Genomic DNA, 19,197 nt, shown 5'->3' on the forward strand with positions numbered 1-19,197 from the left:
GGAGCCGAGCCCTCTCGGCGATTTCCTCTCAACAATCGCACCAACCCAACCCATCGGCCACGGACATACGGCGCAATGCCCTACGATTATTGGCGCCCTACACGGCTGAGCAAAGCCCTGTGGGAGCCGAGCCCTCTCGGCGATTTCCTCTCAACAATCGCACCAACCCGACCCATCGGCCACGGACATACGGCGCAATGCCCTACGATTATTGGCGCCCTACACGGCTGAGCAAAGCCCTGTGGGAGCCGAGCCCTCTCGGCGATTTCCTCTCAACAATCGCACCAACCCAACCCATCAGCCACGGACATACGGCGCAATGCCCTACGGTTATTGGCGCCCTACACGACTGAGCAAAGCCCTGTGAGAGCCGAGCCCTCTCGGCGATTTCCTCGCAGCGATCGCACCAACCCAACCCATCAGCCACGGACATACGGCGCAATGCCCTACGGTTATTGGCGCCCTACACGACTGAGCAAAGCCCTGTGGGAGCCGAGCCCTCTCGGCGATTTCCTCTCAACAATCGCACCAACCCGACCCATCGGCCACGGACATACGGCGCAATGCCCTACGGTTATTGGTGCCCTACACGGCTGAGCAAAGCCCTGTGAGAGCCGAGCCCTCTCGGCGATTTCCTCGCAGCGATCGCACCAACCCAACCCATCAGCCACGGACATACGGCGCAATGCCCTACGGTTATTGGCGCCCTACACGACTGAGCAAAGCCCTGTGGGAGCCGAGCCCTCTCGGCGATTTCCTCGCAACGATCACACCAACCCGACCTATCGGCCAGGGGGCTGGCCTCCTACCTGCCGCAACCGAACAAAGCGAAGAGGTATGCATCATCGCTACCAGTGCATCGTTATGCCGGCACTCAGCTGATTTTCGACGTAATCATTGCCCGCCCCGCTGCCATTACGACGCACGTTGCGCATTTCAAATGTGGAGTTGACGCTCTTTCCCAATTGTTTCTCGTAACTGACTCCGGCGATGGTATAACGGTCATCGCCTATCTCTCGCTCGGTGTTCTGGCGGCCTAGATTGGCGCTAAATTCTTCGCTGCGGGATATTTGCAAATTCCAGCCAAGGTCAACGCCGGATGTAATCTCGGTAACACTGGTCTCCTGAAACTCTCTGCGTGAGCGATTAACCTGAAAGGTGCTTGTGGATTTTCGGTGACGCATCGTCCAGTGAAAGCTGGCGCGCCGCTCAATGAATACCTCGTCGGTTGCCACGAGTATATCTCGCTGAGATATGACCGGACTCAATGTAATGGGATCAGTGTAAATCGTGCCATCTGGATTAACCCGTATAAAAGTGAATTGCTCCAGCTGCAGTTCGCGACGTGATGACAGGTCTTCATTGTAGGCCAGTTGCCAGCCATGCCGACGAGCCTGGTGTGACCAGTCCAGCGCCCAGGTGCGGCCAAAGAAGCGACGTCCGCCGGAGGCGGTGATCGACGTCTGCGAGCTGGGCGTCCAGACCGTGCCCAGGCTCCAGTACTCCCCTTCGGGTGTCTCAGCGTCAGCACTTAACTGGTATTCATTGTCCTCATAGCCCGTCTGTCCGGTGAGTCGAATCCTGGGGCTTAGTTGATAGCCCAGATCCAGCACGGTATCGCGGCGTTTTACATCCTCACGATTCTGTGTGACCGACAGCTCGGAATAATCGATAGTCTGTTCCGTGTAACGCACGCCCCAGGTCCATGAGCCGAAGGACTTGGCGGACTGGAGACTGGCGCTGACCTGTTCAGACGTGCTGTCTTCCGCCATCTCGCCGCTATAGCTCACGCTGTCCTGTGAATAGCGTAGATCGGCGACCGTCCACTGGGTCACTCGGGTCTGGATGTAGGGTGAAACCCTGGTGGTCAACACATCCTCGCGGCCACTGACCACGCCAATGTTGCCGAGGCTCACATTGTCATCCGGGCTCAACACCTGTTGACTCAGAGTGCTCGATGCATCCAGAAACAACCAGTCCGGCGCCAGCGTTGCCTTGAGGCCCGCATTTAGTTGGTGGTTGGTGTTGTTACGGTCGCTGTCGCCCAGGTAAAAAAGATTTTGCATACGATAGTCAAATGCCAGTTCCAGCTCTCTTCCCTTGCCGGTTAATGAAAGCGCCGGATTGATCTGTGAAATCAAGTCGGACTCCGAGTTGGCATCGCTACTGAGGGTGACGTTATCGGTATAGGTTTCAACCAATTCGATGGATGGCGTCAGGCGCCATTGCGCGGCGAACCCCAGGCTGGGCATGAGCATGATGGCAAGCCCAAGGCTGCCTATTTTTGTATTTAACCTGAATCCACGGCTAAGCCACGGATTCAGATTGAACTCTCCCACCACTAACATTTTCTGGTTTGACCTGGTAAGCAAGCCAGGGCTCACACACCACCACCATAACCACCATACGCACCATACCCATACAGCCCGTAACCGGTGCCAATGCCTCGCTCGCTCTTGTTGAGCAATACACCGACGATTTGATTGGGCGCCAACAGGGCAACCGCGTCTTTCACCACCGGTTGCGGTGTCTTCCCCGCCTCCACCACCAGGACAACCTGCCCCATCAGCCCGGCCAGCACCGCGGCCTCGCTGGTCAACAACAGCGGTGGCGTGTCAAAAATAACCACCCGATCCGGATAGCGTTGTGACAACTCATCCATGAGATTGCGCATGTTGGTGCTGGCCAGCAGCTCGGTAGAATGGGTGTGGCGTCGACCGGCGGGCAAGATGCTCAGCTTCGGCACGTTGGTTTTTAACATCAGATCCGAGATATCCAGATTGGGCTCGGCCAGATAATCCACCAGACCCTTTTCCGGCTCCGGCACACCCAGGTACTGGCAGACGGCGGGCTTGGCCACATCCGCTTCCACCAATAAAACCGTTCGATCCATCTCGGTGGCCATGCTGATCGCCAGGTTGATTGCGGAAAAGGATTTACCCTCGCCCGGCAATGCACTCGTCACCATAATCAGATTCGCGTGGGGAATATTCGCCGCCGTTTTGCCAAAGGCATTATTCAGCAGCGGGCGCTTGATGGCGCGATACTCTTCCGCTAATTGATTCTTGCTCTGGTCCAGGGTCAGCATGCCCAGTGCGGCAATGCGTTCAAAATCTATTATCACCTCACGCGAAGCGCTGCGACTCGGTCGACCGGGGGTCTGGGCAGCAGTGGTTTGCATATCCTGCTCGGAGACGGGAAATGACGGCTCCTGTTTGCCGGCATCGCCACTCGTCGCTTTCTTGCCGAGTTTGTCTACAAATTTTTCAATGGAACTCATGTCATTAACAGCCGATCAGGCTGCACCTCCCGATAACAACTGGTAGGCCATATACGCGCCATAGACGGACATCAACATAAGCCCTCCCACGCCAAAGGCGAGCACCTCCATGCGTCGCTTGAGCCGCTCTTTGCCGCTCCAGACACGCGACACGCTACCCAGTACCGGCAGACCCAATTCATGGCGTACCGTACGCGCACTGTCATAGGTGGGCCTGACCTGGGACATGAAGAAGGCGAAGGCGATCCCCGCCAACCAGCCGGCGGCCAGGACCACGCTGGTCAACAGCGGTCGGTTCGGAGAAACCGGCTCCGAGGGAACAAACGGGGGATCGACCACACGAAACTTGACGTTGTCTCCCGCCTTGCCGGCGTCTTCTGACATCTTCGCCGTTTCACGCCGCTCCAGCAGGGTGTCGTAATTCTTTTTGTTGACGTCGTAATCGCGGTTCAGGCGCTTGAAGTCCGCCTCGACTTTCGGAATCGTATCGACGGCCTGCTTGAGCTCCTCCACCTCGGACTGAAACTGTTTCACGCGCACCTCCAGCCCGGCCACTGTCGCCTCGGACTCGCCCAGTGAGATTCTCAACTGCTGATAGACGGGATTGGTATCGAGATTATTCGAGGCCTGGGGAGCGCTCTCCTGAATCAGCGCCATCTCCGCGGCCTTCTGTTCTTCCAGGTCATTGATGGTGCGTTGCAGCGCCGCGACGTCGGGATGCTTATCGGTAAATTGCAGCAACAGATCGTCAAGCCGGATTCGCAGGCCCTGAATCCGTGAATCCAGGGCGCTATCCATAGTCTGCGCCTTTGGTGGCGCCACCATGCCGAATGTCGGCTCCTCACCACGCAGCTGCCGGCGTAATTCATCGCGCCGATTAACGGCCTCGCTCAATTCGAGCTGAGCGCCGGACAGGCGGGTCATCGCGGTCTGAAGGCGTGAGAAATACTCGCCGCCGTCGGTCGGCATCATGCCGATATTTTTACGTTTGAATTCCTTCAGTTTTTCCTCGGCGGCAAACAGGCGGGCCTCGTATTCCTTTATCTGCTCGTCCAGGAAACCCTGCGCCGAGCGCGAATCTTTCCGGCTGTCACCCAGGCTGGTCTCCACAAAAAGCGTCAGCAGCGATTGCACAACCTGCTTGGCCTGGGCGGGATCTTTATCGACATAGGCAAGAGAGTAGAGATTTTCCCGGCCATGGCCGGCCAACACAATCTTGTGTTTGAGTCGGTCCAGCAGCTCTTCCATCTGTTCCGGCGTGGTGGCCGTCAGATCCATGTCGGTCATCCGCGCTATCTTTTCCAGGTTAGGTCGGCTCACCAGGGTCCGGGTCATCAGCTCCACCTCCTGTCCCACGTTGCCCTCAACTGCCAAACCTCTCAACAAGGGACGGAGTACCGACTGTGTATCCACATACACCCGCGCTGAGGCCTGGTATTCATCCGGCAACTGATGCACCACAATCCAGCCGGCAATACACAGCGGCCAGGCGACGAAATGCATATACCAGCGGAATCGCCACGCACCACGCAGATAACCCAATGATTGTTCAATCAGCTCTTGCATTAATTATTACTTCTTAATCGCTATGGGATGGATCATGGATAGAGGAGCCAGACATGAAAAGGAAGCAACCGACACCTGGCGCGCAGGGCCTAAAACCAGGATTCAGGAATAATCAGGATATCGCCTGGCAATATGGGCACGTTGGCACTGATATCCCCCTCGCGAATGAGATCATCCAGGCGCACGCCAAACTGTTTCTGCTGGCCCTCAACATTCCTGACGATGGAGGCCTTATTGCCGGCGGCAAATTCGGTGAGGCCACCGACCGCAATCATCACATCCAGCACCGACATATGCTCACGATACGCCAGCGCCTGCGGCCTGCCAGCCTCTCCCACGACCCGGACCTGCTGGCTATAGGGGCCCACAAAACCGCTGACCATAATCGTCACCAGCGGCTCCTTGAGATAATTCGCCAGTTCACGCTCCACATCACGCGCCAGCTGCGTGGGCGTCTTGCCCGCCGCGACCAGGTCTTCTACTAAAGGGGTAGAAAGCTTCCCATCGGGCCTGACGATCACCGAGGTCGACACCTCGGGATTACGCCACACAAACACCTGTAAGGAATCCCCGGGGCCGATGAGATAATCGGTGCTGATTGCACCCGATGTCGCCGCCGGCAAGGTGGGTTGCTGGGAACAACCGGCGGTAAACACTAGTGAGATGAGTAACATTGCAGTGAGCAATAATGGGCCGGATTTTAAACCGGATAGTAAGCCGGATGACGGCATCGAAAGCGAGGCAATACGTCGTTTATCACAAAAGGCCATAAATCAATCCCTAATTTAATCTGACTCAGACCTGGATCCGTGGTTAAACCACGGATCCAGGTCAGAAAAATACCATGAAAAACAATCTACAGGACGAATATTCAATACCCAGCCCAACAATGTTAGTACACAAAATCCGCTACATTGTACATCGGCGCAGGAGGGTAAGTCTTTACGTTGAAAATATCAGTAAATTATTACCCAATTATTAACCGGGCAGAACCGCCGGCACTGACACAGACCCACAATCAGTGTCATTCCGACCAAAACCCAGAAGCTTTGTGATCCCGGCGAATACCCTCGGGGATTAAGGCCGGCGTCCAGAATAAACAATCGTGTCAGTTTCTCTGGGTTCCGGCCCCGGCGGACAGCGTATCGGGTCAGGTTTGGCCGGGAGGAAACAGCGTTTTTAAAAAAACTACCCCTCTATATCTATATCCCCGGTGTGAGCCCTGGAACTGGCGGATATGTCGGGTTTCCTTACGGCCACAACCCACGAATTACCATATAATCCCCTAATCACACCGGCAATCCCCACCATAAAGCCCGGATAACAACGTAACATATTGTTAATATTTGATTTTATCTCACCTTGCTCATGCAGGCATGCCAGAAGTCAAGGCCAGATGGGATTGTCGAAATTTCTTACAATGCGTGCCCTCCTCGCACCAAAATATATTTATTATTATTTAATATCAATCAGTTACAAAACTGGCACGCCTGTTGCTACATATCCACCGAGAGACATTTAATTAATGGAATGGCTTCACAATCAAGCAACATAGAGGATAGGACAATGGGCAAAATGAACAAAAAACTGATGGGAATCGCAGCAGCAGCAATGCTGGCCAGCGGTTCATCATGGGCTGTAAGCTTTGGTGATGTAGCAACTGATGGTGTGGCGATACAGTCTGTTCTTGATAGCATCGCTACTGATGGCGTCAACAACGTCAATGCGACAACCGATTATTTGAGTGATGGAAATGACTCGTACTGGAGCGTTGGCGGTTCCGGTGGCAGCATTTCAACCATCGTGGTTGAGCTGGCTGGTTTTGCCAATACCAATACCTTTGGTATCTATGACAAGGTCACCGCTCAGCACATTCAGCTCTTCGCGGGCGCCAATGATGCTGGCGATCAGGCACTGGTTTCAATTCTGGCCGACGGTTCAGTATATGTGAACTTTGCTGATACCGGCATCGATTTCGCCGGCAACAAGTTTGCCTACTATCTGAATGCCAATGGGCAGAACCTGTTCTACAGTGATACCGATCTTAACGCCGATGGCGTCGATCACATGGCCGCTTATCAGGGTGTTGGTGAAGAAATTGAAATTGCACCATTTGCCGCCGGTCCTTGGGGCGCGAATGAGTATATCCTGGCCTGGGAAGACCTGTATGGCGGTGGTGACAGGGATTTCGTCGATTTCGTAGTCCTGGTTGAGTCAGTAACGCCGGTGCCTGCTCCTGCTACCCTGGCCCTGATCGGCCTTGGTCTAATCGGTATGGGCTTTCGCGCACGTCGTAAAGCAGCGTAAATCTCGATCTTAAGATAAGAAAAACGCCACCCTCGGGTGGCGTTTTTTTTGCGCCGAATTTTATAGTGCTGGGTGCTGACTAAAATCTACAACCCGTAGGGCGCCAATAACCGAAGGGCATTGCGCCGTATGTCAGTCAGGTAGGGGGCACGTTTGTTGTGCCCACCCTGCATCGGTGAGCCGATGGCTGAAAATGATAACAACATATGGCGTAGGGAATTCGGGTGATACTGTATGTGAACACGAGAAATGATTGTGGATGTAGCCGCATGGGCACAAAAAACGTGCCTACCTTACCTGGCTATTACCATTGTAGCGTCTGGACCCCGGCATTCCCCGGGATGACGAGGATTCGGGCCTTAAGTAAGTGCCACTCCCCTATGGCCCACAATCCCGGTATCGGGGATCAGCAACTCCTCGGGTGGGTATCGTTCATGCGGCGCAATGCCCTTCGGTTATTGGCGCCCTACGCACCATCCCACCCCGTAGGGCGCCAATAACCGAAGGGCATTGCGCCGTATATCAGTAGCCGCGTGGGTACAAAACGTGCCCACCCTACAGGGTGGGATCAGAGCTGCTCCAGCAATTGCTGTGCCTCTTGTCGTGTCTGAAATGTATCACCAGCCAGGTAGGGTGGGCACGTTTTTTGTGCCCACACGGCATCGATGAGCGGATTGCTGAAAATGATAATGACGTATGGCGTAGGGAATTCGTGTGATGCTGTATGGGAACACGAAAAATGATTGTGGATATGGCCGCGTGGGCACAAAAAACGTGCCCACCCTACCTAGCTTAGTTTGTAGGGCGCAATAACCATCGGGCATTGCGCCGTATGTTCGGCGTAACGATAATTCGAATATAACCTTATGGTCCACAATCCCGGCATCGGGAATCAGCAACTCCTCGGGTGGGTATCGTTCATGCGGCGCAATGCCCTTCGGTTATTGGCGCCCTACGCACCATCCCACCCCGTAGGGCGCCAATAACCGAAGGGCATTGCGCCGTATATCAGTAGCCGCGTGGGTACAAAACGTGCCCACCCTACAGGGTGGGATCAGAGCTGCTCCAGCAATTGCTGTGCCTCTTGTCGTGTCTGAAATGTATCACCAGTTTTGAGAATCTGTTCGAGGATGCGGCGTGACTCTGGTTTTTTGCCGGACTGGGCGAGGGCTGCGGCGAGATGGTATTGCACATCGCCGGACTCCGGCATTTTTTCAGCGGCCTGGCGCAATAATTCCAGCGCGGGCTTTATCTCACCCTGCTGAAATCTGATCCATCCCAGCGTGTCCAGCACAGGCCCGCTATCCGGGCGTTGTTCGTAGGCCTTATTCGCCAATAGTAAAGCCTCATCGAGCTGCTTATTCTGATATAGCAGCCAGGCGAGATCATTGAGTGCGGGGACGAATTTCGGCGCACCCTGCAACAAGCGTCGATATTCATTCATCGCCTCAACCCTTTTACCATCGGTGGAATAGGCGGCTGCCAGGGCGTAGTGCGCGGTTACGTCGTCCTTATGCGACGCGACCCAGTCTGACAGCAGCTTTATGCTGGCAGCACTGCCTTGACTACTCTGCAGGGCGGCAGCCTCTTTCAACAACACCGGTGTACCCGCACCCAGCTCTCGGGCCCGGGCATAGGCACCCGCTGCCCGTGCGCTCTGCTTCTGCTGGGCGCGTATATCACCTTCCAGCACAAAACCGGCGGGCGATTGGGGATGCTGCTTTTTGATCACCGCGACACTGCGCAGCGCCGCGGTCATATCGTCCGTCTTTACATCCAGCAGCGCCAGCAGGGATAACGCCTGAAGATCACCCGGGCGCTGCTCCAGGCTTTGCCGGAGCGAGGTCTTTGCGGCGACAAGATTGTTGGCGCGGAACTGGGCCACGCCCAGTGAATAATAGGCCTGGGCGGTCGGTTGCTGCTTTACGACCGTTTTAAAACTGTTCACTGCGGCGCTGTAATTCTGCGCGGCCAGCTCAACACTGCCCATCAGCTCAAGCGCCTGTGGGTTGTTGATGTCGATAGTAACGGCCTCGCGCGCAATTTCACCGGCCCGAGCGAGATTTCCGGTGCGCGAATAATAGCGTGCGAGCAACAGCCGTGGCGACAACGCCCTGGCATCCGCAGCTCGGGACCTTTCCAGCCACTCCAGGGCCTGCTTGCGATCATTCCCGGCATCCGCCAGCTGGGCGAGGGCCATCATGGCCGAGGTATTGTCTGCATCCTTTGCCAGAATCCCGTCGAGTCGCGCACGCGCCTCATCGGAGCGGCCCGCCAACACGTCAAGGCGTGCAAGATTGAGTGTCGCTGGGGTGAAATCCGGCTCACGTTTCAAGGCGGCGGCAAAGGCGGTGCGCGCCTGCGCAACCTCACCCCTGGCGCTGAGAATGACACCCAACAGGTTTTGCGCATAGGCGCTTTTCGGTTGCTGGGCGGCCAGCTCTTCGGCGGCCGCAATGGCCTTATCGAAATCATTATTCTTCAGGTAGGCCAATGCCAGCAGGGATTGCTCACGCGCCGGAGCATTCCCCAGTTTAACCGCCTGCTCCAGCTCATCAATGGCCAGCGCATCATTACCCTCGGCCAGATGCAACACGGCGAGCTGGGCACGCAACGCCCCTGCCTCGGGCTGACTGGCGATGGCCTTTTGCAGATATGCCCGGCCCTTTTCGAACTCACCGCTTTGTAAGGCTGCCTGCCCCGCCATCGCCAACAGCCGCAGATCATTCGGCCGCTGTGCCAGTGCAGGCTCCAGCACATCCAGAGCCAGATCGGTCTGCGAGCGCTGCAATTGCAGATTAGCCAACAGCATTCGTGCCGCCAACAGGGAGGGATTTGCGCCCACTACCCGCGTTAACTGCTGTTCTGCCTGTTCCATATTGCCCAATGCGTAATTGGCGCTGCCCAACAGAAACACACTGGGAATATGGTCGGGCGAGAATTTCAACACCGTCTGAAAATAATCGCGGGCCCTGGTGTAGTCCTTTTTTTCATAGGCCAGCAATCCCGCCATGTAATTCGGCATCGGATTGTTGGGCGAAGCCTTCAGCAAATACTCCACATGGCTTGCCGCGTCATCAAATTTTTGCTGCGTGATCAACAATTTTGTGAGGCCGGTGTGCGCCGCCATTCCCGCACGGGTGACGATATTGGCCGCCGCCAGGTCGATTGCACGCTGATAGGCCGCCTGCGCCTCATCCTGTCGTTGCGCCCGATTCGCAATATCACCTCGCAACACCCATGCCTCGACGTTTTTGGGATCTATCGCCAGCAGCTTTTCAAGCTTTTGATCGGCCTTTTCCTGTTCACCCGCCGCAATATACATTCTGGCCTGGCCGAGTAAGGCAGCCGGATCATCCGCCTTGCTGACCAATGCCTCGCTAAAATCCGCCGCTGCCAGATCATTCTGGCCCAGGCCAAGCTGGGCCTCGCCTCGCAACACAAGAAGATCCGGCTGCGAACTGACATCCATTTCCGATAGCATTGCCAGCACTTCCGCATGGCGACCTTGAAGCAACAGGGATTTTCCGCGCAGTTGTTGCACATAGCTGCTGGACACGCCGAGTTGCAGGGCCTTGTTCAATTCCTTTTCTGCGGCCGCACCGTTACCGATCAACACATATAATTCACCGAGCATGAGTCGCGCTTCAGAGTTATTCGCATTTTTCTGCAGGGCATTTTTCAATTCTATAAGCGTCGCCTTAAGATCACCCTTCGACTGATATTGTTTCGCCTGAATGACATGTTGCGCATCACTGATCTCTGCCTTTCCGCAGGCCACCAACGCCAGACTCACCATCAGTAACAAAATCACCCGTCCACGCATCATGGGATTTACTAAACGACAAATCATACTCCCTCATCCTGTTGTTGTGTTTGACCTGAATCCGTGGCTTAACCACAGATTCAGGTTTGACTGTTATGTGTTATTCGCGGCTTGCGGAACGCGGTTATTTTTCCAGCTCTGCCAACAAGGCTCTCGCCGCTTTTGCCTCTGAAAAATCGGGCGCCATATCCAGCGTTCGCTTCAACTCTGACTTCGCCTCCGCTTTACGGCCGGCCTTATGCAGCCCGACGCCGAGGTGATAGCGTATCTCCGCGATTTGTGGCGCCTTGACCACGGCCTGCTGCAACAAGGCCAGACCACGATCGGTGTTACCGGTCTCCACCAGCAGCCAGCCAAAGGTATCGGCTACGGCGGGGTTATCCCCTGCCAGGTCGTAGGCCCGTTTTGCGTAATCGAGTGCGTCGGCCTTACCCAGCATATGCGACGACCAGGCCAGGTTATTGAGCGCGGCCACATCATTGGGGTGATTTTTGATGACCTGCCGATATTGCTCAATCGCCTTATCCAGCAGGCCATGTTCCTGATAGGCACCCGCCAATAGGGAACGCACCAGCTGATCCTGCGGATTTTTCGCCAGCCAGGTTTCCAGCGAGGCATAGGGTGCCTTCACCTTTGCCATCTTCCGCGCCTGAAAGATAAGCACTGCCAGGGCTGAGGCCGGCGATTTATCGTAGGCCTGCTGATAGAGTTTTACCGCCGAAGTGTAGTCACCCTCGGCCATCAACACATCACCCTGCAGACGAAAGCCGTCGACTTCTGTCGGCCGCTGCTGCTGGATCTTTTTCGCAATCGCCAGTGCGGCCTTTGGTCGTTTCTGCTGCAATTCCATTTGTGCCAGCGATATCTGCGCGGGTAAAAAGTCTGCCTGCAGTGCCAGCGATTGATTGAGATGTTTTATGGCGGTATCCCTGTCATCCATCTGCCGATTGATCTGCGCCAATAGTAGATGGGCCTGCGGGGATTCCGGCAACAACTTTACCAGCGATTCGAAGGTCGCCTGTGCATTGTGATAGTCCTTCGCGGCCATCTGCGACATGCCCAGCGCATTGATGACTACCGGATTATTGGGGTGTTTCAGCAGTAAATCCCGGGCAATGCTGACAGCGCGTAGTGGCTGTTGTTTTTTGTTGTAATAATCGATCAAGATCATGCCGGGTTGAATGGCGTCCTCGTTGGATTCCCAGGCCTTTTCCAGCAGGCGAACCGCCTCTTCGCCTTTACCCTCGGCATCGGCCAGCTGCGCCAGAGACAACAGGGCCCCCAGATGATTGTCCCGTTGTTTCAGAATGGATTCATAGCGGCTGCGCGCGGCTGCAGGGTTGTTTTCACGCTCGTCGAGTCGCGCGAGGTTGATGATGGCGGGAATAAAGTTCGCTTCCATATCGATGGCCTGTTGAAACTGTTGACGGGCCTGAGGTAACTGTTCCAGCCCCACATAGGCCGCGCCCATCAGATTAAAGGGCAAGGGACTGGTGGGCGCCTTTTTCGCAAACGCCTGGGCCTGGGTTAACGCCTTGTCATATTGCTTTTCCTGTAGGTGCAGCATGATCAGCATCACATCCGCCTGAAAAACGTTCTGTCCCAGATCGATGGCGGCCTCCAGATCCTCGACCGCCTGCGCGGTATTGCCGCTCGCCAGACGACCTAACGCCAATTGTGTACGAATACCGGCGGTCTCGGGTGCTGCGGCCACGGCCTTTTCCAGATACTCGGTGCCCTTCGCCGTCTGCTTGTTCTGCATGTAGGCGGTGCCGGCCAGTGCCAGCAGCTGGGCGTCATCCTGGGTCGCCGACAGTACCGGCTCAAGCACCTTAATCGCCTCAGCGGGCTGATTGAGCTTCAGACGGGTGGCGGCCAATAATTTCACCGCCGCGATATTACCTGGGTAGGCCTGCACCACGCGCGAGAGGGCCTGATCGGCCTGTTCAAAACGCCCCTTGCTAAAATCGATCGCGCCCAACAACTGCTGGCTGGGAAGGTGATTCGGGGCAATCCTCAGAACATTCTGTAGAGATGTCACCGCCCCCGCGATATCCTTCTTACTATAAAGCAGGGTCGCCTTTAGATAATTGCCCATGGGATGATTCGGACTGAGGCGCTGCACAACCTCGATGCGCTTTGCAGCACCCTCTGTGTCGCCCAGTGCCAACTTGACACTGGCGCTGCCTAATAATGCCGACACGTTGTAGGCCTGCAGGGAAAGCGCCCGGTCAAAGCTCTTTTCCGCGGACGGCATGTCGCCGCTCATGCGCTTCACCTCACCGTCCAGGAGCCAGGCGGCATCACTTTCGGGGTGCATGCTGGTGAGCCTGTCCGCCAACGCCTTCGCTTCCCTGGTGTCACCCTTGATCATCGCCAGCCGCGTTTGCCCGGCAAGGGCGTTGAGCGATTTGGGTTCGAGCTCGAGCGCCTTTAGAAACGCCGCCTCGGCTTCCTTATTCTGCTTCAGCAAAATGTGCGCATTGGCCTGCAACACGTAGACCTCGGCCTGTACATCGACGGGGAAATCCTTTTCAACGGTGATCTCTTTTAAAACATCATCTGCGCGCCCCTGAATCAACAGCGCGCGCCCCAGTGACACGACCATTTGCTGGCGGGCCATGCCCAGACTCTGTGCCCGGGACAGTTCCTTTTCTGCACTGGCACCATCGCCCAGGGTCAGGTACTGCTCACCCAGGAAAAACCGCGCCTTGATATTCTTGGGGTCTTTCTGCAGGGCATTCTTCAGCTGAATAACGGCGGCGTTAATGTCGCCTTTTTTGACGTAGTCCTGCGCCTCTTTAAGATAGTCTTCACTGGAGGCGGCGTGCACCGTTGAAACATACACCACTGGAAGTAGACACATAAGTAACGATAGTAAAAAAGCTCTCAGTCCGCTTCCATGCTTAGATGAGAAAATTCCTGTTGTTGACATAGCCTGATTCCTTTTTTTAATCATCGGTTTCAATTATTAATACGGACGTCTTTTCGTATGCCTGTGTTGCGTAGTGCTATTTCATTCCATACTTTTTCATCAAATCATAAAATGTCGGGCGACTCACATTCAGCAGGTCGGCGGCCTGGGTCACATTATCATTGGCGATGGCCAGGGCACGTTGCATGGCCTGACGCTCCGCCTGCTCTCTTACCTGTCGCAGGTCGGTGAGAAAAGACAGATCAAGCTCGCCTTCAAGTTCCAGATCGCCCGGCTCGATGAGATCGCCATCGGCCAGGATCACCGCGCGTTTGATCTTGTTTTCCAACTCACGCACATTGCCGGTCCAGACGTGTTTTTCCATCGCCGCCAGCGCCGCCGTGGAAAAACCCTTGAGGGCGCGACCGTTTTCGCGCGAAAAACGATACAGAAAGGCGCGCGCCAGCAACAGTACATCACCCTCACGCTCACGCAGCGGCGGGATCTCCAGCGATATCTCGTTAATACGATAGTATAGATCCTCGCGGAATTTCCCCGCCTCGATCAGGGCGGGCAGGTTCTGGTGCGTGGCGCAAATCACGCGGACATCGACGGGAATCTCCTTGCGTCCACCCACCCGCTCCACCACGCGCTCCTGCAGAAAACGCAGCATCTTGGCCTGTAGCGACTGCGGCAGATCACCGATTTCATCGATAAAGAACGTGCCGCCTTCGGCCAGTTCGATTTTTCCGGGAGTGGTCTTGTTGGCGCCGGTAAAGGCGCCTTTTTCATAGCCGAAGAGTTCACTCTCCAGCAGGGTCTCAGGGATGGCGGCACTGTTGATGGCGATGAATTTTTCATGGCTGCGGGCACTGAGCTGATGCAGGGCCTTGGCCATCACCTCCTTACCGGTTCCGCTTTCACCCAGTATCAAGGTGGTGGCATTGGTGGGCGCCACCTTCTCTATCATGCGGCAGAGCTTGTGCATCTGCGGGCTGGCGGCGATCACCCCATCCAGCGGAGACGATGTCTGTTGCAGCAGCTCGCGATTTTCGGCCTCGAGATCGTACAGCGCATAGGCGCGTTCAATAATCAGCGAAAGAATCTCGGGCTCGATGGGCTTCTGATAAAAGTCGTACGCTCCCATGGCGATGGAACGTACGGCATTTGCCCGATCGTCATTGCCCGTCACCACGATCACCTTGGTGTGCGGCGCCTTGCTCAGGATGGCCTCCAGCGTCGCCAGGCCTTCGGAGGCATTGGCGGGGTCGGGCGGCAGGCCAAGGTCCAGGGTCACCACGGCCGGCCTCAGCGACTCCACGGCCTCTAGGGCAGACGCCCTGTCGCCCGCGATGGTGACCTCAAAATCCTCAAAGCACCAACGCAGCTGACTTTGCAGGCCAGGATCATCCTCGACCACCAGCAATGCGCGTAATTTGTTCTTCTTTGCCATATTCAATTCATCGCCATATTCAATTCATCGCCGTTGTAGGGGGTGTGGGTGGTATAGCCGTTGCGGCAACCGGACTCTCAACACCCGCATCGAGCATTTTATCCGTTTCGAGCCTTAGCTGAATGGTAAACATCGTCCCCTCTCCCAGGCTACTGCGCACGTGCAGCCGGCCACCCAGGCCGTGGATAAACTCCCGACTCTCATACACCCCGATGCCCATGCCGGCATTGCCCTTGGTGGTGTCGAAGGGACGGAACAGACGCTCGCGCTGAAAGGCCGCATCCATGCCACAGCCGTTGTCCTCTATCTCCACAATCGCAAACCCGTCTTGCTGTGACAGTTTCAGTCGCACATAACCATCATCCGGGGTCGCATCCTGTGCGTTCTGGATCAGATGCCCGATCACCGCCGACAATCTGTCTTCATTGGCGATGACTGTCGCGTGCTTTGCCACCTCGCGGTTCAGGAATTCGGGCGCAGGCAATTTTTCAGAATGATCACGTACAACATTCTCCAATATGAGATTCAGGTCAATCTTGTGACTGTCGGCGGCGTCAACCCGTCCCTGGCGCAACTGGTCCAGCATGCGATTCATTTTGCCGGTGGCGTTTTTGATGGTCAAAAACACATCATCGACAAAGGCGGGATTATCCCTGTGCCGATCGGCATTGGAGACGATCAGTGACAGTTGCGCCACGATGTTCTTGAGGTCATGCACCACATAGGCGGACAACCGGTTAAAGGCCTCGAATTGCCGCGCATCCACCAGCTCCTCGTTGGCCTTCAACAGGGCCAGATAGCCGGCGCACTGGCGGCCTGTGGTCAGCAACAGGTCACGCACCTCCCAGTTAATCTGCATTTTCGCCCGTGGGCGACGCAGGATCACAAAGCCCATAATGGTCGCAGCCGACCTTTTCCCTTCCGGCATACCCGGCAAGGCCTCCGCACCCAAAAAGAGTGGCACCACCAGCCAGGCCTCGGTCAGTTCCAACAGCCAGGGGGGCAATATCAAGCCTGGGTAGGATTCCGGCTCCGCATCCAGTTCGTCGATATCGATGACCCACTTTCGCTCGGACAAAAAGGCCACCAGTGGCCGATTCTCATCCTCTCGAAACGAGGCCTCATCGGGCATATTCCAGCCGGCCTCGGGCTGATAGCCCCCGGACTCCTGGCGCAACCATAACATGCCACCGGGGCTTTCCACGATTTTCGCCATGGCGCTGATGACCGTCATTTTCAGGTTCGAGTCGAGCTGCGCCTCGGACAGGCTCTGAATCAGGCGCAGCCATTCTTCCCGATAATCGTAGCGGTAATTAAAGAAGTGTTTGTTCAGGAAGATGCGCAAGCGGGCGCGCATATGGCCTGAGAACAGCACCATCAGCAGCACCAGGATCGCGCCAAAGAAGAATACCTGCTGACCGAGGCTGCTCCAGTCGCCGCCCACCGTTTTGATGTAATAGCCGCCGGCGGCCATCGCCAGCAGATAGATCCCGCCGCCCATCATCGCCGAGGAATGAAACACAAAACTGCGCGATACAAAGACATCCAGCGACCACTGCGGGTTGCGGGCCGCCGAGACGGCGATCAGGGGCACCACAATGGCATTGATATAGCCTCGGGCCCCCCAGATCTCTGCATCCATGTTTTTCAGCAACAGGGCATCTGAATAGAGATAAAAGTCATAGGCGAAGAGCCCGCCCAACCCGAGGCACAGGTATTTGATCGACCAACGTGATTCCAGGGGGGTATTGCGGAAGATCTGCTCGACCAGCACCAGGCCCAACAGGGCCAGGCTCAGAAACAGGAACACCTGTAAACCAAAGCCCATGCCGATGGGGCTGGCCTCTCCGCTGACGATGACAATGACCAGTATCAGCATCAACAGCACCGTCAGGGAGCCTCCCGCCCATAGCAGGGGGCGGGCGATAGTCTGCTGTCGGGCCTTGGCCATAATGAGCAGCAGGAAGCCCAGCCAGGCGGCGTTGCGCAATACCTCCGCACCCAGCAGATAGACGGAGGCGTAGTATCCCTCAGAGGCCTGGTAGGCCGACAGCCCGGCCCAGATGGCGCTCAGAGCAGAGGCCAGCAACAACATGCCGCCCTCTTGCCGGCCGCGCCAGGCCGTGGCCAACAGCAACCCCAACACCAGGAAGGCGATGGTCGCCGCCAGATAACCCAGCATCGCCGCCCCGACCATCGATTAGTGCTCCTGCACGGTTGTTCTGCCCATGGCGCTCATCGTCCACCCTTGCCCGCAATCACCGAATGGGCCGTCTGCAAAATGATCACCAGATCGAGGAACAGGCTGTAGTTCTTGATGTAATAGAGGTCAAACTGCAGTTTTTCCAGCGAATCCTTTTCCGATGCGCCGTAGGGGTAACACACCTGCGCCCAGCCCGTAATGCCGGGCTTCACCCGATGGCGCTCCGCAAAATAGGGGATGCGCTCGGACAACTGGGTCACAAACTCCGGGCGCTCCGGACGCGGCCCCACAAAGCTCATGTCGCCCTTGAGCACATTGAAGATCTGCGGCAGTTCATCCAGCCGGGTCAGGCGGATAAAACGCCCCGTGCGGGTCACCCGGTCATCATTCTTCTTGGCCCACTGGGCGCCGCCGCTCTCGGCGTCTTCACGCATGCTGCGGAATTTATACACATTGAATAGCCGCCAGTGCTGGCCGACCCGGATCTGGCGATAGATGATGCTGCCGCGTCCCCGGCCCTCGAGCTTGATCATCAGCACCACCAGCAGCATGAAGGGCCAGGAGACCGCCAGCAGTGCCAGGCTCACCACGATGTCAAAAAGGCGCTTCTGGGTGCTCTGCCCCTTTCCCTGATTAAAGCCATCGGAAAAGATCATCCAGCTGGGGCTGAGGATATCCAGCTTCAGTTTGCCGGTCTCCCGTTCAAAGAAGGCCTGCAGGTCGATCACATCGATGCCGCTCAATTTACAGTCCAGCAGATCGTGCACCGGGAAACCCTTGCGACGCCGCTCGCCGACCGCCACCACGATTTCATCGATATCCAGACTGTTGGCCAGCGCCAGCAGGGTCATGTCCGGTCGAATGATCAGCGATTCGTCGACCACATCATGCTCACCCCGCACGTGCACGTGACCCACAATCTGGAACCCCTGCTGATCCACCCGCCGCCGCAGGTTATGCGAGATCTGTGCGGCATTCTGGCCCGCCCCCAGCACCAGGATGCGTCGCTTGAGGGCATCCTTACCGAGGGAACGGATGAATACCGTACGCACGGCGGTGAGCAGAACCCCGGCAATCATCAGGCTGAGCACAAAGATACCCCGATCCAGCGCCAGCTTGGGTAACAGAAAATACAGCAGCCCGAGGGCGATGCCGGTCACCACCAGGCTGATGCCGATGCGCAAGATCATACCGACAATGGCAAAACGGAAGCGTCGCTGATAAAGCCCCAGAAAGCTCTGCGACAGAAGCAACATGGCGGTGAAGGCCAAGCCCTTTGACCAGACCGGCTCTCCACCGAGCAGGCCGTTCTCACTGTGCATTGCGAGCGGCCACAGCCAGGCGGCGAGATAGACAGATGACATGGAGACTAAAAATTCAACCGCGCCGAGCAGCAAAAACGGCACGGGAATGTATTGCTTGAAAACTCTAACCACGGGTGAACGATATCCTTATTGTACAATCTCGCTACAATGCGGGAGCACGGCGGGACCGTGCTGTTAAACTAAACGATCAAGCGAACTTTGCAAACATTTAATTCTTCTGACAAATAAGCAGCGAATTCGCCGGACATTCTAGTGACTTTTCTTAGCCTGAACCAGTAGAATAACGCCCGCAAATGGCCAAAATTGTGGCATCTGGCAACATC

Annotated in this window: 10 protein-coding genes; 1 reads left to right on the forward strand and 9 read right to left on the reverse strand. The window is 56.2% G+C overall.

Annotated elements, in window-relative coordinates:
- Positions 1-848: 848 nt before the first annotated feature.
- The 4 genes from RRB22_12785 to RRB22_12800 all read right to left on the reverse strand — a co-directional run bounded on the left by RRB22_12785 (position 849) and on the right by RRB22_12800 (position 5,520).
- On the reverse strand, positions 849-2,258 hold the full coding sequence (locus tag RRB22_12785; GenBank protein ID MDT8385280.1) for a TIGR03016 family PEP-CTERM system-associated outer membrane protein: 1,410 nt from the start codon (positions 2,256-2,258) through the stop codon (positions 849-851).
- 122 nt (positions 2,259-2,380) lie between these two features.
- Complete coding sequence (locus RRB22_12790; protein MDT8385281.1) at positions 2,381-3,280, reverse strand: XrtA-associated tyrosine autokinase; 900 nt, start codon at positions 3,278-3,280, stop codon at positions 2,381-2,383.
- A gap of 15 nt (positions 3,281-3,295) precedes the next feature.
- On the reverse strand, positions 3,296-4,846 hold the full coding sequence (locus tag RRB22_12795; protein MDT8385282.1) for a GNVR domain-containing protein: 1,551 nt from the start codon (positions 4,844-4,846) through the stop codon (positions 3,296-3,298).
- Between the two features lie 89 nt (positions 4,847-4,935).
- Positions 4,936-5,520: a polysaccharide export protein gene (locus RRB22_12800; GenBank protein ID MDT8385283.1), complete on the reverse strand. Its 585-nt coding sequence runs from the start codon at positions 5,518-5,520 to the stop codon at positions 4,936-4,938.
- Positions 5,521-6,421: 901 nt separating this feature from the next.
- Between RRB22_12800 and RRB22_12805 the strand changes: the two genes are divergently transcribed.
- On the forward strand, positions 6,422-7,153 hold the full coding sequence (locus tag RRB22_12805) for a DUF4114 domain-containing protein (protein ID MDT8385284.1): 732 nt from the start codon (positions 6,422-6,424) through the stop codon (positions 7,151-7,153).
- Between the two features lie 1,054 nt (positions 7,154-8,207).
- Here the strand turns inward: RRB22_12805 and prsT (RRB22_12810) are convergent.
- The 5 genes from prsT (RRB22_12810) to RRB22_12830 form a co-directional block, all read right to left on the reverse strand.
- Positions 8,208-11,006, reverse strand: coding sequence for a PEP-CTERM system TPR-repeat protein PrsT (prsT, locus tag RRB22_12810; GenBank protein MDT8385285.1), 2,799 nt, complete (start codon positions 11,004-11,006; stop codon positions 8,208-8,210).
- A 97-nt stretch (positions 11,007-11,103) separates the two neighbouring features.
- Positions 11,104-13,830, reverse strand: coding sequence for a PEP-CTERM system TPR-repeat protein PrsT (gene prsT / locus RRB22_12815; GenBank protein MDT8385286.1), 2,727 nt, complete (start codon positions 13,828-13,830; stop codon positions 11,104-11,106).
- 160 nt (positions 13,831-13,990) lie between these two features.
- A complete protein-coding gene (prsR, locus tag RRB22_12820) occupies positions 13,991-15,346 on the reverse strand; it encodes a PEP-CTERM-box response regulator transcription factor (GenBank protein ID MDT8385287.1) in 1,356 nt (451 codons plus the stop codon).
- Positions 15,347-15,365: 19 nt separating this feature from the next.
- Entirely contained in the window at positions 15,366-17,543 is a 2,178-nt protein-coding gene (gene prsK, locus RRB22_12825; GenBank protein ID MDT8385288.1) for a PEP-CTERM system histidine kinase PrsK, read from the reverse strand.
- Positions 17,544-17,581: 38 nt separating this feature from the next.
- Entirely contained in the window at positions 17,582-18,985 is a 1,404-nt protein-coding gene (locus RRB22_12830) for a TIGR03013 family PEP-CTERM/XrtA system glycosyltransferase (GenBank protein MDT8385289.1), read from the reverse strand.
- Positions 18,986-19,197: the final 212 nt, after the last annotated feature.

This window comes from Gammaproteobacteria bacterium, assembly GCA_032250735.1.
Lineage (GTDB): Bacteria > Pseudomonadota > Gammaproteobacteria > SZUA-152 > SZUA-152 > SZUA-152.

What these genes read in the sequence shown, in the direction of transcription:
- RRB22_12805 (MDT8385284.1), top strand. Translation starts at nt 6,422, where the DNA reads ATGAACAAAAAACTGATGGGAATCGCAGCAGCAGCAATGCTGGCCAGC.
- RRB22_12795 (MDT8385282.1), bottom strand. Translation starts at nt 4,846, where the DNA reads ATGCAAGAGCTGATTGAACAATCATTGGGTTATCTGCGTGGTGCGTGG.
- prsR (MDT8385287.1), bottom strand. Translation starts at nt 15,346, where the DNA reads ATGGCAAAGAAGAACAAATTACGCGCATTGCTGGTGGTCGAGGATGAT.
- prsK (MDT8385288.1), bottom strand. Translation starts at nt 17,543, where the DNA reads ATGGTCGGGGCGGCGATGCTGGGTTATCTGGCGGCGACCATCGCCTTC.
- prsT (MDT8385285.1), bottom strand. Translation starts at nt 11,006, where the DNA reads ATGATTTGTCGTTTAGTAAATCCCATGATGCGTGGACGGGTGATTTTG.
- RRB22_12790 (MDT8385281.1), bottom strand. Translation starts at nt 3,280, where the DNA reads ATGAGTTCCATTGAAAAATTTGTAGACAAACTCGGCAAGAAAGCGACG.
- RRB22_12800 (MDT8385283.1), bottom strand. Translation starts at nt 5,520, where the DNA reads ATGTTACTCATCTCACTAGTGTTTACCGCCGGTTGTTCCCAGCAACCC.
- RRB22_12785 (MDT8385280.1), bottom strand. Translation starts at nt 2,258, where the DNA reads ATGCTCATGCCCAGCCTGGGGTTCGCCGCGCAATGGCGCCTGACGCCA.